This window comes from Denitratisoma sp. agr-D3, assembly GCF_054658675.1.
Window position 1 is genome coordinate 112,040 of record NZ_BAAGIA010000003.1, and the last position, 14,565, is coordinate 126,604.

The 14,565-nt window shown below is 65.0% G+C and carries 15 protein-coding genes; 13 read left to right on the plus strand and 2 right to left on the minus strand.

Annotation, left to right across the window (positions count from 1 at the left end):
• Positions 1-92 precede the first annotated feature (92 nt).
• The 4 genes from ACYQ2U_RS09085 (at position 93) to ACYQ2U_RS09100 (ending at position 5,213) form a co-directional block, all read left to right on the plus strand.
• Entirely contained in the window at positions 93-3,047 is a 2,955-nt protein-coding gene (locus ACYQ2U_RS09085; protein WP_459950042.1) for a DUF748 domain-containing protein, read from the plus strand.
• 67 nt (positions 3,048-3,114) lie between these two features.
• Positions 3,115-3,870 (plus strand): DUF1353 domain-containing protein, encoded by a 756-nt coding sequence (locus tag ACYQ2U_RS09090; protein ID WP_459950043.1) that lies wholly within the window; start codon positions 3,115-3,117, stop codon positions 3,868-3,870.
• A 25-nt stretch (positions 3,871-3,895) separates the two neighbouring features.
• On the plus strand, positions 3,896-4,333 hold the full coding sequence (locus ACYQ2U_RS09095; RefSeq protein ID WP_459950044.1) for a cupin domain-containing protein: 438 nt from the start codon (positions 3,896-3,898) through the stop codon (positions 4,331-4,333).
• A gap of 100 nt (positions 4,334-4,433) precedes the next feature.
• Positions 4,434-5,213 (plus strand): hypothetical protein, encoded by a 780-nt coding sequence (locus ACYQ2U_RS09100; protein WP_459950045.1) that lies wholly within the window; start codon positions 4,434-4,436, stop codon positions 5,211-5,213.
• A 69-nt stretch (positions 5,214-5,282) separates the two neighbouring features.
• Here the strand turns inward: ACYQ2U_RS09100 and purM are convergent, their stop codons facing one another.
• A complete protein-coding gene (gene purM, locus ACYQ2U_RS09105; protein ID WP_459950046.1) occupies positions 5,283-6,326 on the minus strand; it encodes a phosphoribosylformylglycinamidine cyclo-ligase in 1,044 nt (347 codons plus the stop codon).
• Between the two features lie 101 nt (positions 6,327-6,427).
• Between purM and ACYQ2U_RS09110 the strand changes: the two genes are divergently transcribed.
• The 4 genes from ACYQ2U_RS09110 to ACYQ2U_RS09125 all read left to right on the plus strand — a co-directional run bounded on the left by ACYQ2U_RS09110 (position 6,428) and on the right by ACYQ2U_RS09125 (position 9,974).
• Positions 6,428-7,516, plus strand: coding sequence for an AI-2E family transporter (locus tag ACYQ2U_RS09110; RefSeq protein WP_459950047.1), 1,089 nt, complete (start codon positions 6,428-6,430; stop codon positions 7,514-7,516).
• Complete coding sequence (gene hda / locus ACYQ2U_RS09115; protein WP_459950048.1) at positions 7,516-8,217, plus strand: DnaA regulatory inactivator Hda; 702 nt, start codon at positions 7,516-7,518, stop codon at positions 8,215-8,217. Before ACYQ2U_RS09110 ends, hda begins: the two co-directional genes overlap by 1 nt.
• 63 nt (positions 8,218-8,280) lie before the next feature.
• Positions 8,281-8,943, plus strand: a complete 663-nt coding sequence (locus ACYQ2U_RS09120) for a histidinol-phosphatase (protein ID WP_459950049.1) — start codon at positions 8,281-8,283, stop codon at positions 8,941-8,943.
• Between the two features lie 386 nt (positions 8,944-9,329).
• On the plus strand, positions 9,330-9,974 hold the full coding sequence (locus ACYQ2U_RS09125; RefSeq protein WP_459950050.1) for a hypothetical protein: 645 nt from the start codon (positions 9,330-9,332) through the stop codon (positions 9,972-9,974).
• A gap of 50 nt (positions 9,975-10,024) precedes the next feature.
• Here ACYQ2U_RS09125 and ACYQ2U_RS09130 read toward each other — a convergent pair whose 3' ends face one another.
• Positions 10,025-10,309, minus strand: coding sequence for a hypothetical protein (locus ACYQ2U_RS09130; protein ID WP_459950051.1), 285 nt, complete (start codon positions 10,307-10,309; stop codon positions 10,025-10,027).
• 357 nt (positions 10,310-10,666) lie between these two features.
• Between ACYQ2U_RS09130 and pcnB the strand changes: the two genes are divergently transcribed.
• The 5 genes from pcnB to panC are packed head-to-tail and all read left to right on the plus strand — an operon-like array spanning position 10,667 to position 14,555.
• Entirely contained in the window at positions 10,667-12,004 is a 1,338-nt protein-coding gene (gene pcnB / locus ACYQ2U_RS09135) for a polynucleotide adenylyltransferase PcnB (protein WP_459950052.1), read from the plus strand.
• Positions 12,001-12,483, plus strand: a complete 483-nt coding sequence (gene folK / locus ACYQ2U_RS09140; RefSeq protein WP_459950053.1) for a 2-amino-4-hydroxy-6-hydroxymethyldihydropteridine diphosphokinase — start codon at positions 12,001-12,003, stop codon at positions 12,481-12,483. The genes pcnB and folK overlap by 4 nt, the downstream gene beginning before the upstream one ends.
• A gap of 5 nt (positions 12,484-12,488) precedes the next feature.
• On the plus strand, positions 12,489-12,845 hold the full coding sequence (locus tag ACYQ2U_RS09145) for a DMT family protein (RefSeq protein WP_459950054.1): 357 nt from the start codon (positions 12,489-12,491) through the stop codon (positions 12,843-12,845).
• A 37-nt stretch (positions 12,846-12,882) separates the two neighbouring features.
• Positions 12,883-13,689, plus strand: coding sequence for a 3-methyl-2-oxobutanoate hydroxymethyltransferase (gene panB, locus ACYQ2U_RS09150; RefSeq protein WP_459950561.1), 807 nt, complete (start codon positions 12,883-12,885; stop codon positions 13,687-13,689).
• 38 nt (positions 13,690-13,727) lie between these two features.
• A complete protein-coding gene (panC, locus tag ACYQ2U_RS09155; RefSeq protein WP_459950055.1) occupies positions 13,728-14,555 on the plus strand; it encodes a pantoate--beta-alanine ligase in 828 nt (275 codons plus the stop codon).
• Positions 14,556-14,565: the final 10 nt, after the last annotated feature.

Genomic DNA, 14,565 nt, shown 5'->3' on the forward strand with positions numbered 1-14,565 from the left:
GACAGCGTGTCCGCCATCAACGCCAGTCCGGAGCCGATGACGTAAAGTAACCGTTCCCAGTGCCTTTGCCGCAAGCCCCGGAGCAACACCGCATGAAACCCAGCCTGCCCGCCTTCTCCTCCCTTCCCGCCCCCTGGCAGCGCCGCCTGCGCGTCGGCGGCATCGCCCTCGGGGTTTTTCTGGTGATCTTCGGCCTGGTGGGTTACTTCTGGCTGCCGGGCTTCGCCAAGACCCAGCTGGAAACCCTGCTTTCCGAAAAGCTCCATCGCCCGGTCAGCGTGGAGAAGATTTCCGTCTCCCCCTACACCCTCTCGGCCACGGTGCAAGGCTTCAAGATCGGCGACGTGCTGGCCTTCCAGTCCCTCTACGTCAACCTCTCCTCCACCTCCCTCGTCCGCGGCATTCCCGTGATCAGCGAGGTCAAGCTGGTACAGCCCGAAATCCATCTGGTGCGTGAATCCGCCGACCGATTGAACATTTCCGACCTGCTGGATGAATGGCTCAACAAGCCCAAGGACGACGAACCCACCCCGGAGTTTTCCGTCAGCAACATCCAGGTGGAAGGCGGCCTGATCGACTGGAACGACAAGGTTGCCGGCGGCAAGCAGACCGTCAGCGACATCGCCCTGGGCGTGCCCTTCGTTGCCAACGTGCCGTCCAAGGTGGATGTCTTTGTCGAGCCCAGGTTCGCCGCCAAGATCAACGGCGCCCCCCTGAGTGTGGACGGCAAGCTGCGCCCCTTCGCCCAGGGCCACGACGCCCAGGTCAATCTCGATCTGGACAACCTCGACCTCACCCCCCTCATGGCCTACGCCAAGCTGCCCCTCAAGCTGGCCTCCCTCAAGCTCTCCTCCCGCCTGCAAGTACATTTCGAAAAACCCGGCGAAGGCGCGCCCGCTCTCAAAGTGGCCGGCGAACTGGCCCTCAAGAACCTGGACGTCGCCCTGCTGGACAACCACGCCAAGGCCAAACTCGCCAGCCTGGCCCTGAAGGACATCGCGGTGGATGTCTTCAAGCACCAGGCCAAGGTGGGCCAGATCGTCCTCAGCCAGCCCGACGTCGCCCTGTTGCGTAGCGGTCCCGGCAGCCTGGACTTCGCCAGCCTGGGCAAGGGCAATAGCGCCCCCGCCGCCAGCGGGAAGGGAGCCAGCAAACCGCCCGCCCCTGCCCCTACCAAGACCGCCGCCCTACCCTGGCAATGGGCCGTGGGCAAGATCGTCCTCGCCGACGGCAGCATCCGTTTCGAGGACAGCACCCTGCCCAAGGCCCTACCCCTCGCCATCGGCAAGCTGACGGCAGACATCGGCGCGGTGGCCGCCGACCAGGTCGGCGAGCCGATCCCGCTCAAGCTGAAGGCGGAAATCAACAAGCGCGGCAGCATCGCCGTGGATGGCAAGGCCAGCCTCAAGGGCGACGCCGACCTCGACCTGGACATCCAGCAGTTGGAACTGGTGGCCCTGCAAGGCTGGGCGGCGGAACACCTGAACGCCGTGTTGACCAAGGGCGACGTCAGCTTCAAGGGCAAGGTCCATTGGCAGGACGGCAGCGGCGAGGTGGGCGGCGACCTGACCCTGGCCGACTTCAACGTTCTTGACCGGCTCAACGCCGAAGACCTGTTGCGCTGGAAGAGCCTCAAGCTCAGCGGCCTCAACATCAAGACCCCCAACGCCAGCCGCCCCCTCGCCCTGGACGTGGGCGACGTGGCCCTCAAGGACGTCTTTGCCAAGGTGCTGATCAACGCCCAGGGCCAGCTCAACCTGAAGGACCTCGTCAAGCGCAGCGAACCGCCGGCCCCAGGCAAGGACGGGATAGGCGCCACACCGCCCCAGGCGCAGGCAGCCCCCACCCAGGCCGCGCCGGCGCCGGACATCCGCATCGGCAAGATCACCGTCAGCGGCGGTGCCGCCAACTTCACCGACCGTTTCGTCAAGCCCAACTATTCGGCCCGCATCACCGGCCTCAGCGGCAGCATCGGCGCCCTCAAGGCCGGCACCCTGAGCCCCGTGGAATTCCACGGCAAGGTGGAACGCACCGCCCCCCTGGACATCGCCGGCAAGGTCGATCCCCTTTCGCCCCAACTGAGCCTGGAACTGCGGGCCTCGGCCCGGGGCGTGGACCTGCCGCCCCTCACCGCCTACTCCGCCCGCTACGTGGGCTACGGCATCGAAAAGGGCAAGCTTTCCATGGACGTGAACTACCGCGTCAACAAGGGGGAACTCACGGCCGACAACCACGTCTTCCTCGACCAACTCACGTTCACCGAAAACAAGGTGACGGAAAAATCCGCCCTGAGCGTGCCGGTACACCTAGCCGTGGCCCTGCTGCGCAACGGCCGGGGCGAAATCGACATCAACCTGCCCATCAGCGGTTCCCTCAACGATCCGCAGTTCAGCGTGGGCGGCATCATCCTCAAGGTGATCGGCAACCTGCTGGTGAAGGCCGTCACTTCCCCCTTTGCCCTGCTCGGCTCACTGTTCGGCGGCGGCGAGGACTTGTCCCAGCTCACTTTCGCCCCGGGCCTGGACCGCATCGGTCCCGACATGGAGCCCAAGCTCCAGTCCCTGGCCAAGGCCATGATCGACCGCCCGGCCCTCAAGCTGGAGATCACCGGCGGAGCCGATCCCGCCGTGGACCGGGACGGCCTGCGCCGTGCCCTGATCGACCGCAAAATGCGCAGCCTCAAGCTGGCCGACCAGGCCGCCAAGGGCAAGGCCGGCGGCAAGCTGTCCGAAGTGCAGATCGGCAAGGACGAATACCCCGCCTACCTGGAGCGGGTGTACAAGGCCGAGGACTTCAAGGGCAAGCCGCGCAACTTGGTGGGGCTGCAAAAAACCCTGCCCGTGGCCGACATGGAAGCCTTGCTCCTCGCCAACCTGCCCGCCAGCGACGCCGACCTGCTCGCCTTGGCCGAGGACCGGGGCCAGCGGGTGCAAACCTGGCTGGTGGAAAAGGGCGACGTGCCCCAGGACCGCATGTTCCTGCGCTCGGCCCGGCTGGAAGACAACAAGGAAAAGCCCGAGGGCCGGGTGGTGTTTTCCCTCCGCTAGGGCCGCGACTGGTGGTAAGTTAGCCAGACCATCGGCATGACGTCCACCGCCATAGGGAGGCCCCCGGATGAAACGGCTTTTTTATTTCTGTTTGCTGTTTGTCGCCCTCAGCGCCGGCCTCGCCACACCGGCGTCCGCCGATGAGCCCGGCAAGTTCATCGGCCGCGTGGTCACGGAATGGCTCAAGGACGATCCCGAAGGCCGCAAGATGCGACTACTGGAACCCTTCGCCTTCATCGATCCTGCCGGCGTGCGCTGGGACGCCCCCGCCGGCTGGGTGGTGGACGGCGCGTCGATCCCCCAGGTCGCCTGGTCCCTCATCGGCGGCCCCTACGAGGGCAAGTACCGCGAGGCCTCGGTCATCCACGACGTCGCCTGCGACGAAAAAGACCGTCCCTGGCAAGCGGTGCATCGGGTGTTCTACGACGCCATGCTGGCCTCGAACGTGGACGGCAAAAAAGCGAAGATCATGTATGCGGCGGTCTATCACTTCGGCCCGCGCTGGCCGCTGGAAGTCAGCACAACCACCCTGCCCATCGCCAAGGTCGACACCTACGCCAAGGCCATCACGCCCATGATCGACATCAAGTTCGACGAGAGTCTCAAAGTGGTGACGAAGGACATTCCGAGAAAAGGCCCGGCCTGTCCCAAGGGAGTGAGTTGTCTCAAGGGCGGTGAAGTCGACCTGCCGCCAACCCATGCAACCGTTTCCGTCCGCCTCGTCCCGAGCAAAAGCACGCTGTCCGAAGCGGCCTTCGACCGGCTGAAACAGTCCATCGAAACCCAGGACTTGTCCCTGGAGCAAATTGAAAATTTCAAGTAACGCCCATCGCCACGAGGTAAGCCCCATGCACCTGAAGTCCCTGCCCCTGCTGTTCCTGGCCCTGATCGCCTGGGCGGCCCACGCCCATGACAACGACGTCTACACCGCCGCGGTGAAGGTGGACCCGCTGCTGCAAACCACGACCACCACCATCGGCCAGCCCATCCAATATCCCAAGGACGGCCAGGCGCAACTGACCTTCCTCAAGGTGACCATCCCGCCCGGCGCGGAAACCGGCTGGCACCGCCACCCCGTACCCGGCGCCGGCTACATCCTCAGCGGCAAGCTGACCCTGATGGTGGACGGCGGTCGACGCTTTGAACTGACGCCGGGCCAGGCCTTCACCGAAACGGTGGACACCCTGCACAACGGCAGGAACCTGGGCAGCGAACCGGTGGTGCTGCTAGTGACCTGGCTGGGCCTGGAAGGCAAGCCTTACACGGTGAAGGGGACAGCCCCCTGAACAAGGACCGCCCGGAAGCCCTGTTGTTACCGTAATGACAGCCTTCCCGGGCTAAGCTGGCGGACCTGAAAACTCCGGGGGACACGTCGTCCCTGTCACCATGCACCTGTCCCGCCTGTTGCCATTATTGCTGCCCCTCTCGGGGCTGTTGTCCGCCCCCGCCGCCCAGGGTGCGCTGGCGGATGAAATCCAGGTCTATACCGATGAAATCAACGAACCCGGCGAAGTCGGCCTGGAGGTTCACACCATCACCTTTCCCCGCGGGCGCCAGACCCGGGACTACCCCGGCGAGGTGGTGCCCGGCCACAGCCTGTTCGTCACCCTGGAGCCCTCCTACGGCCTGACCAAGACGGTGGATGTGGGCCTCTACCTGCCCATGGCCCGGGACAGCAGCAACGGCGACATTTCCCTGGCCGGCCTGAAGGGGCGCATCAAGTGGCTGCCCCTGCGCGGCGAGGATCACGGCGGCTGGTATCTGGGCGGCAACCTGGAAGTGGGCCGGGTGGCGCGCCGCTTCAACGCCGTGCGCAGCAATGCCGAGCTGCGCCTGATGAGCGGATGGCACGACGAGGACTGGCTGCTCGGCTTCAACCCGGTGGTCAATTGGGAGCTGTCCGACCAGGCGGTCGGCAAGCCTGGCTACGGCTACGCCGCCAAGGGCACGCGACGGGTGGCGGAGGGATTGGCCCTGGGCCTGGAATACTACAGCGACAAGGGCCAGATCGGTCGCACCCTGCCCTGGGAAGAGCAGGACAACAAGCTGTTCTACGTGATCGACGTGGACCGCAAGCCCTGGGTCTTCAACTTCGGCATCGGCAAGGGCCTCACCCATGCGGCGGACAAGACCACGGTGAAGGCGATTTTTGAAATCCCCTTCTAAGGGAAGCGGGAAGGCAAACAAAAAGGGGCGGAAATCCGCCCCTTCTGCTTTTCAGACCACCGGTCCCGCTCAAACCACGATGGTCTGGGCCTGGCCTTCCTGGCGGGCCTCGATGCGACCGACGCGATAAACGGTCTCGCCCTCGGCCTTGAGCAGGGCTTCGGCCTGGTCGGCGTCGGCAGCGGAAACCACCACCACCATACCGATGCCGCAATTGAAGACGCGGTGCATTTCGCCGTCAGCCACATTGCCTTCCTTTTGCAGCCACTGGAACAGGGGCGGCAGGGGCCAGGCCTTTTGTTCGAGGATGGCGGTGACGCTCTCGGGCAGCACGCGGGGCACGTTTTCCACCAGACCGCCGCCGGTAATGTGGGCCATGCCCTTCACCGCCAGGGTGTCCATCAGCTTGAGCAGGGGCTTCACGTAGATGCGGGTGGGGGCCATCAGCACGTCGCGCAGGGGCTTGCCGTGGAAATCGGCATCCATGTCGGGATTGGCGCGTTCGATGATCTTGCGCACCAGGGAATAGCCGTTGGAATGGGCACCGCTGGAGGCCAGGCCCAGCACCACGTCGCCGGGAACGATGGTGGTGCCGTCGATGATCTTGGACTTTTCCACGGCGCCCACGGCGAAACCGGCCAGGTCGTATTCACCGTCGGGGTACATGCTGGGCATTTCGGCGGTTTCGCCGCCGATCAGGGCACAGCCGGCCAGTTCGCAACCCTGGGCGATGCCCTTGATCACATCGGCGGCGGTATCCACGTCCAGCTTGCCGCAGGCGAAGTAGTCGAGGAAGAACAGGGGCTCGGCGCCCTGCACCAGAATGTCGTTCACGCTCATGGCCACCAGATCCTGGCCCACGGTGTCGTGCTTGTTCAGATGGAAGGCCAGCTTGAGCTTGGTGCCCACGCCGTCGGTGCCGGACACCAGCACGGGTTCCTTGTACTTCTTGGAAATCTCGAACAGGGCGCCGAAACCGCCGATGCCGCCCATCACCTCGGGACGCATGGTGCGCTTGGCGAAGGGCTTGATGCGGTCCACCAGGGCATCGCCGGCATCGATATCAACACCGGCATCGCGGTAGGTGAGGGAGGTGTTCTGCGGATTGGTCAAGATGGCGTTCCTAGTTGGGACCCGCGCGATCCTTGGCCGGCATGGCACGGCAAAAGTCGGCTAAAGTTGCGGGCTGCTGATTTGAAGAGCCGCGATTTTACATGACTGCCGACCGACCCCAGGGGCTACCGAAGTTCACGCCGCAAACCGCCCTCTGGGCGGCCTTGGGCGTGGGCCTGCTGTGGCTGTTGTCCCTGCTCGGCCCGGTGCTGGCGCCCTTCCTGCTGGCGGGCATCCTCGCCTACATGCTCAACCCCCTGGTGACCCGGCTTTGCCGGCGGGGCCTGCCCCCCCTGGCGGCGATCCTGCTGGTGATGACGGCGGCCCTGGCCCTGCCGGTGCTGCTGGCCCTGACCCTGCTGCCCCTGGTGCGGGAGGAAACCCGCCAGTTGATGGAACGCCTGCCGGACCTGCTGGGCCTGATCAACGACCAGGTAGCCCCGTGGCTGAAGGAAAAATTCGGTCTCCGCCTCAAGCTCTACCTGACCCCCACGGCCCTGCGCCAACTCCTCAGCAGCAACTGGGACAGCGTCCAGGGCGTGCTCGCCAACCTGCTGGACTCCGCCGCCAGCGGTGGACAGATCCTGCTGCAACTGGTGTCCACCCTGCTGCTGATGCCGGTGGCCCTGTTCTACCTGCTACGGGACTGGCAAGGCCTGCTGGACCGGCTCGAACACCTGATCCCGCGCCGCTGGCACGCACGCACCGTGGCCCTGGCCCGGGACGTGGATTCGGTGCTGGCCCAGTTCCTGCGCGGCCAATTGCTAGTGATGGCGCTGCTGGCCCTTTACTACAGTACCGTCCTGGCCCTGGCCGGCGTGGACTTCGCCCTGCCCCTGGGCCTGCTGACGGGGGTATTGATCTTCATCCCCTATCTGGGGTTTGCCACCGGCTTCCTGCTGGCCCTGTTGGTGGCCCTGCTCCAGTTCGAGGGCTGGACGCCCATTGTCGCCATGCTGGCGGTGTACGGCGTCGGCCAACTGCTGGAAGGTTTTGTCCTCACGCCCTACCTGGTGGGGGACCGCATCGGCCTGCATCCCTTGGCCGTGATCTTCGCCTTGCTGGCCTTTGGCCAGCTTTTCGGCTTTTTCGGCGTGCTGCTGGCCCTGCCCGCCTCCGCCGCCCTGCTGGTGGGCCTGCGCCGCCTGCGCGCCACCTACCTGGAAAGCCGCTTCTACACAGGAACTTGATGTCTTCCCCGAACTACCGCCAGCTACTGCTGGACATCCATCGCCCGCAAACGCCCACCCTGGACAACTTCGTCGCCGGCGGCAACCAGGAACTGATGCAGCACCTGCATGGCCTCGCCGCCGTGGACTGCACCGAAACCCTCTATCTGTGGGGCCCCCAGGGCTGCGGCAAGAGCCATCTGCTGCGGGCCGTGGCTACCGCCGCCGCTGAAAAGCGCCCGGTGTACATCACCCAAGCCGCCACGGTAGGCGAACGCCTCGACGTGCCGCCGGACACCCTGCTGATCGTGGACGACCTGGAACAGCTTTCCGCCGAGGCCCAGGTGGCCCTTTTCCGCGCCTTCATCGCCGCCCGCCCGGACCGGCTGGCCCTGCTGCTGTCGGGCACCACGCCGCCCCTGACGCTGGCCCTGGCGAAAGAACGGGAAGACCTGCGCACCCGGGTCGGCCAGTGCCTGATCTACGAGATCAAGCCCCTCAGCGACGAGGAGAAGGCCGCCGCCCTGCAACAGCACGCCAGCGGCAAGGGCATGAAGCTGGAGGACGCCATCGTCCAGTACCTGCTGCGCCACGGCCGCCGCGACCTGCCCAGCCTGCTGGCGACGGTGGACGCCCTGGACCGGGCCTCCCTGGAACTGAAACGCCCTGCCACCCTGCCCCTGCTGCGGGAGATCATGGCCGATGCCCGGACCGCGCCCTGAACCAGGTACCGCCATGGCCGCTACACTGCCCCTTTCCTTTTCACCCCTGCCTCCCGTCACGCCATGAACCTCGCCCTTTTCGACCTCGACAACACCCTGCTCATCGGCGATTCCGACTTTGAATGGGCCCAGTTCCTGATCAGCAAGGGCGTAGTGGACAAGGAAGTCCAGGAAGCCAAGAACCAGGAGTTCTACGAGCACTACAAGGCCGGCACCCTGGACATCCACGCCTTCCTCGACTTCCAGCTTGCCCCCCTGGCCCGCCACAGCCGGGAGGAGCTGGATGCCTGGCACAAGGAATACATGGCCCGCCACGTCCTGCCCATGATCCAGGCCCCGGCCCGGGCCCTGGTGCAAAAGCACCTGGCCGAAGGCGCCCTGACCGCCATCGTCACCGCCACCAACAGCTTCGTCACCGGCCCCATCGCCCGGGAATTCGGCGTCGAGCACCTGATCGGCACCGTGCCCGCCTGCGAAAATGGCCGCTTCACCGGCAAGCCCCGGGGCACGCCCTCCTTCAAGGAAGGCAAGATAGCCCGGGTGGAAGCCTGGCTCGAATCCCTGGGCCTGTGGTGGAGCAGCTTCGACAACAGCTACTTCTACAGCGACTCCCACAACGACCTGCCCCTGCTGCAAAAAGTGAGCAACCCCGTGGCGGTGGACCCGGACGACACCCTGCGCGCCCACGCCACCCAACATGCCTGGCCGATGATCAGCGTCCGTTGAACCATTTCACGCCCCTGGCGTGAAATGAGGACAAAGGCATCATGACGGATGCACAACCGGGTCCAAAGTTGTTAAGCTGCGGCTCCGTGGACTGCCTGTTCCAAGCCATGGAACAGCGGTGGACGGCAAATCGCCAAACAGCGGGGACGTGCTCACAGAATGCCGACGGTCGCAACGTGGGGGAATCCGAATAGCCACCTGGCTGCGCCAGACGCATGGACGATGCGCCCCCTTGCCGACAGCCTCTGCTTCCGCCTGATCCGCTGCGACACCCGCGGAAAACCTTTCCATCACGCCCTAGCGACATCCCCCCAATCCAGCCGCCTGCCCCAGGGGGAACACCGAAACCTGTCAGCGGGGAACGGCTGACCATGGTTGCGCCGCCCATGGAAAGAGCCCAAGCCCTTGCCCTGCTCGGCCTAGCGCCCGATTGTTGTCGTGACCAACTGGAACCCGCCTATCGGGACCGCCTCGCCCGCTTGCGCCAGCGCCTGGGCCAGGAAGGAGCCGAGGCCCTGCGCCAACGCTTGCAGGATTTACGGTCGGCCTTCCTGGTGCTACAGGAAGAGGTTCGCGGCGAGTCCTTGAAACTATCGGCCACCTTCGCCACGACGGAACACCAGGACGACCGCTACCGGGGCAAGGGAGAGATCGCGGTGCATCCCGCCCAGGGCATTCTTGTCGTTCATGGTCAACGCTATCGCCGACTGCGCCCTGGACGTGAGTTTTTTCCCCTGGCCTCGGTCTGCAATGCGCGGATGAAAGGGAAAACCGTGTATTTCACCGTTCCCCTCTCTTCGCGTCGGCACTGGCATGCCGTGCTCAATTGCGCTTCTCCGGCGATGGCCCGGGCGCTCTGGCTGGCCCTGCCGGAACATATCGATAGCAGCCTGGAAACCTGGCAACCCGCCCCCGTGCTGTTCCCCCTGGGGCAATGGTTGCGTCCGTCCACCATCAACCCCGCCGTTTCCCTGGCCCTGGCAGGCCTGGGCATGATGATGTACCGGGTTTTGGGCAGCGTGGCGGGGTAGATCACGCGGAGCGGGACGGGGCTGTGCTGGATGCCGGCCCTGCCAAACCATCAAGCGTCCGGCTGGGGCTCCAGGCTCAACAACTGGCAATTGACGACGCCGCGGCTATGACAGTCGCAGGCCAATCCCAACGTCTGCCTACAGGCCGAGCGGAACATGCTTTCCACGGCACCCGTGTAATCGAAACGATGGGTCTGCCGATTTTTTTCCATGTCGCTGACGATGTCGTGAATCGCGCGGAACACCACCTGGCGCGGCTTTGTGGTCCCTTCATCCTCCGCGTAGCTGCGGCTGACTTGGGCAATCTTGCCGAGGAGTTCTTGTTTTGTTGTCATGTGGAAAGCTCCCTGTGGTGTCTGCTGCGGTGCTGCAAAACGCACGGGATTCATTCTAGAAGAACCAGTTTTTTCGACAATTGGACAAAGGCCATATGACCAAAGTCCGGCAGAATCGCCCCGCAGACGTCATGCCTAGCGGTGATGGAGAAACCCCACGCCAGCACTCGGGCTTTTTTCTCCCGGGCCGATGCCGCAGCGCAGCGAATCACCCGGGGTAAAACCGCCCCGAAAAACGGCAAGAAGCGCCCGACACGGCTGGCGGCGCACGTCCCAAGGCCGGACGAGCGAGGATTTCCGGTATGATGACGCCCCCTTTCCGGCCTTTTGCCGCCACTGGATGCACACCCTAACTGCATGATTCGCAAGCTGTTGCGCCGCGTCTTCCGCCGCGAACCCCCATCCTCCAAACATTCCGCCATTCCGGTTTCCCGCCACGGCATCCGCCGCGAGCACGTCTCCGTCGCGGCCCGCCGCACCTGTGACGGCTTGCAGCACGCCGGTTTCAAGGCCTACGTGGTGGGCGGCGCGGTGCGCGACCTGATCGCCGGCATCAAGCCCAAGGACTACGACGTGGCCACCAATGCCACGCCGGAGCAGGTGCGCAACGTGTTCCGCCGCTCCCGCATCATCGGCCGCCGCTTCCAGATCGTGCACGTCATGTTCGGTGCCGAGACCATCGAAGTCTCCACCTTCCGCGCCGCCCACAACGAGGACACCCTCAAGGACGAACACGGCCGCGTGCTGCGCGACAACGACTGGGGCACCATCGAGGAGGACGCCGCCCGCCGCGACTTCACGGTGAATGCCCTCTACTACGATCCCCACACCGAAACGGTGCTGGACTATCACAACGGCGTGGCCGACCTGAAGCAGAAGACGCTGCGCATGATCGGCGAGCCCAAGGCCCGCTACCGCGAAGATCCGGTGCGCATGCTGCGCGCCATCCGCCTGTCCGCCAAGCTGGGCCTGACCCTGGACCCCGCCGTCAGCGCCCCCATCAAGTCCATGGCCGAGCTGATCGAAAACGTGCCCGCGGCGCGGCTGTTCGACGAAATGCTCAAGCTGCTGTTCTCCGGCCACGCCGTGGAATGCCTGAAACGCCTGCGTGGCGCCGGCTTGCATCACGGCCTGCTGCCCTTGCTGGACGTGATTCTGGAACAGCCCCTGGGCGAGAAGTTCGTCCTGCTGGCCCTGGCCAACACCGACGAGCGCATTCGCGCCGGCAAGCCCACCTCCCCCGGCTTCCTCTTCGCCACCCTGCTCTGGCACGAAGTACTGGCCAACTGGGAAGTCCGCAAGAAGGCCAAGCAACTGGCCATCCCCGCCCTCTACGACGCCATGGACGAGGTGCTCCAGGTGCAGGCCGAAAAACTGGCCATCACTCGCCGCATCGCCGGCGACATCAAGGACATCTGGGCCCTGCAACCCCGCTTCGACAAGCGTTCCGGCAAATCGCCCCAACGCCTGCTGGAACAGCAGCGCTTCCGCGCCGGCTACGACTTCCTGCTGCTGCGTGCCGCCAGCGGCGAAGTGCCCCAGGAACTGGCCGACTGGTGGACCGAGTTCCAGGATGCCGACCTGGACCGCCGGGAGGAGATGCTGATGCCCGACACCGGCCCGAAAAAGCGCCGCCGCCGCAGCCCCCGCAAAAAAACCGGCGGAGGCAGCGAGGGCGGAGGGGAAACGTCTTGACCCTGGCCTACGTCGCCCTCGGCGCCAACCTGGGGGACCCGATTGCCACCGTCGAAGCCGCGCTGGAAGCCCTGAGAACCCTGCCCCGGAGCAGGCTGCGGGCGGCCTCGTCGCTGTACCGGACCAAACCGGTGGGGCTCAAGGATCAACCCGACTTCATTAACGCCGTCGCCGTCCTGGACACGGAACTGGGCCCCGCCGCCCTGCTCGACGAACTGTTCGCCATCGAGGCCCGTTTCGGTCGTCGCCGCACGGTACGCAACGCGCCCCGTACCCTGGATCTGGACCTCCTGCTCCACGGCGACCTGCGTTCCGACCACCCCGCGGTGACCCTGCCCCATCCGCGCATGCACGAGCGGGCCTTTGTCCTCGCCCCCCTGGCGGAAATCGTCCCGGACCTCACCATTCCCGGCCTCGGCCCGGTCGCCGAGCTGCTGGCCCATTGCGCCGACCAGGGCATCGAGGCCCTGTCCCACTGACCGCCATGGGCTTTTTCAGCACCCTGCCGGTCATGCTGCAAACCGCCCTGCTGCTGGCGGCTTCCAACATCTTCATGACCTTCGCCTGGTACGCCCACCTGAAGAACCTGAGCGAGCGGCCCTGGTGGATCGCCGCCCTGGTGTCCTGGGGCATCGCCCTGTTCGAATACCTGATCCAGGTGCCGGCCAACCGCATCGGCAGCACCGAACTCAACCTGGGTCAGCTCAAGGTCTTGCAGGAGGTCATCACCCTCTCGGTGTTCGTCCCCTTCGCCGTCTTCTACATGCAGCAGCCCCTGAAATTGGACTACCTCTGGGCCGGACTTTGCCTGCTCGGGGCGGTATATTTCATCTTCCGCTGACCACTCCCTTCCGTTTCCGAGGATCGCCGTGAGCTATCTGGAAAACAGCAGCAAACCCATCACCCTGCACGAGCTGCGCCGCCTTTACAGCGCTGGCGAGAAGATCGCCACCCTGACCGGCTACGACGCCAGCTTCGCCGCCCTGCTCGACCGCAACGGCGTCGAGGTCATCCTCGTCGGCGACTCCCTGGGCAACGTGCTGCAAGGCCAAAGCTCCACCCTGCCGGTGACCATGGAACACATGATCTATCACACCGAATGCGTGGTGCGCGGCAGCAAGCGTGCCTTCGTCGCCGCCGACATGCCCTGGGGCAGCTACCAGGAAAGCCCCGAACAGGCCCTGCGCAACGCCTCCCGCCTGATGGCCGCCGGCGCCCAGATGGTCAAGCTCGAAGGCGGCGCCGTCATGGCCGAGACCGTGCATTTCCTGGTGGAGCGCGGCATCCCGGTCTGGGCCCACATCGGCCTCACGCCCCAATCGGTGCACGCCCTAGGCGGCTACCGCGTCCAGGGCAAGGACGAAGCCGCCGCCCAGCGCATGAAGGACGACGCCCTGGCCCTGCAACAGGCCGGCGCGGCCATGCTGCTGATCGAGATGATTCCCGCCATTCTCGGCGCCGAACTGACCCGGCTGCTATCCATCCCCACCATCGGCATCGGCGCCGGTCCCGAGTGTTCGGGCCAGGTCCTGGTGCTGCACGACATGCTGGGCATCTATCCGGGCAAGACCGCCCGCTTCGTCCGCAACTTCATGGCCGGGGCCGACTCCATCGATGCCGCCGTGGCCGCCTACGTGGCCGCCGTCAAGAACGGCAGCTTCCCCACCCAGGACCACTGCTACTGACTTTCCGCCCGACGCCGGGCCCCTGCGAAAGACTCCCCATGCACATCCATACCACCATCGCCAGCCTGCGCGCCGCATTGGCCAAGGCCGGCAAGGTCGCCTTCGCCCCCACCATGGGCAATCTCCACGACGGCCACATTTCCCTGATGCGTCAGGCCCGGGACCACGGCGACGTCGTGGCCACCAGCATTTTCGTCAACCGCCTGCAATTCCGCCCCGGCGAGGATTTCGACAGCTACCCGCGCACCTTCGAGGCCGATTGCGAAAAACTGGCGGCGGCCGGCGTGGACCACCTGTTCGCGCCGAACGAAACGGAAATCTATCCCCGCCCCCAGACCTTCCGCGTGGTGCCCGATCCGGCCCTTGCCGACATCCTCGAAGGCCAGTTCCGCCCGGGTTTTTTCACCGGCGTGGCCACCGTGGTGATGAAGCTGTTCCAGATCGTCCAACCCCAGACCGCCCTGTTCGGAAAAAAGGACTATCAGCAACTGATGGTGATCCGCAACATGGTGCAGGATCTCAATCTGCCCATCGCCATCGTCGGCGGCGACACCGTTCGGGCCGAGGACGGACTCGCACTTTCTTCTCGTAACGGCTATCTCAGTGATATTGAACGAAAAGAAGCCCCTCGCTTGTTTGAGGTTTTAACAAAAGTAGTAGAGAAAATCCGCCAAGGATCCCGCGATTTCCCAGCACTGGAGCGGGATGCCAGCGAAATGCTCCGTTGCAACAATTGGTCACCCGATTATGTTGCGATATGCAAAAAAAGTGATTTACAATCCGCGTCCGCTCACGATTTCGAGTTGGTTGTTCTCGCGGCTGCCCGTCTCGGCAGTACACGCTTGATCGACAATTTGGAAGTTTAGGACACCGCGA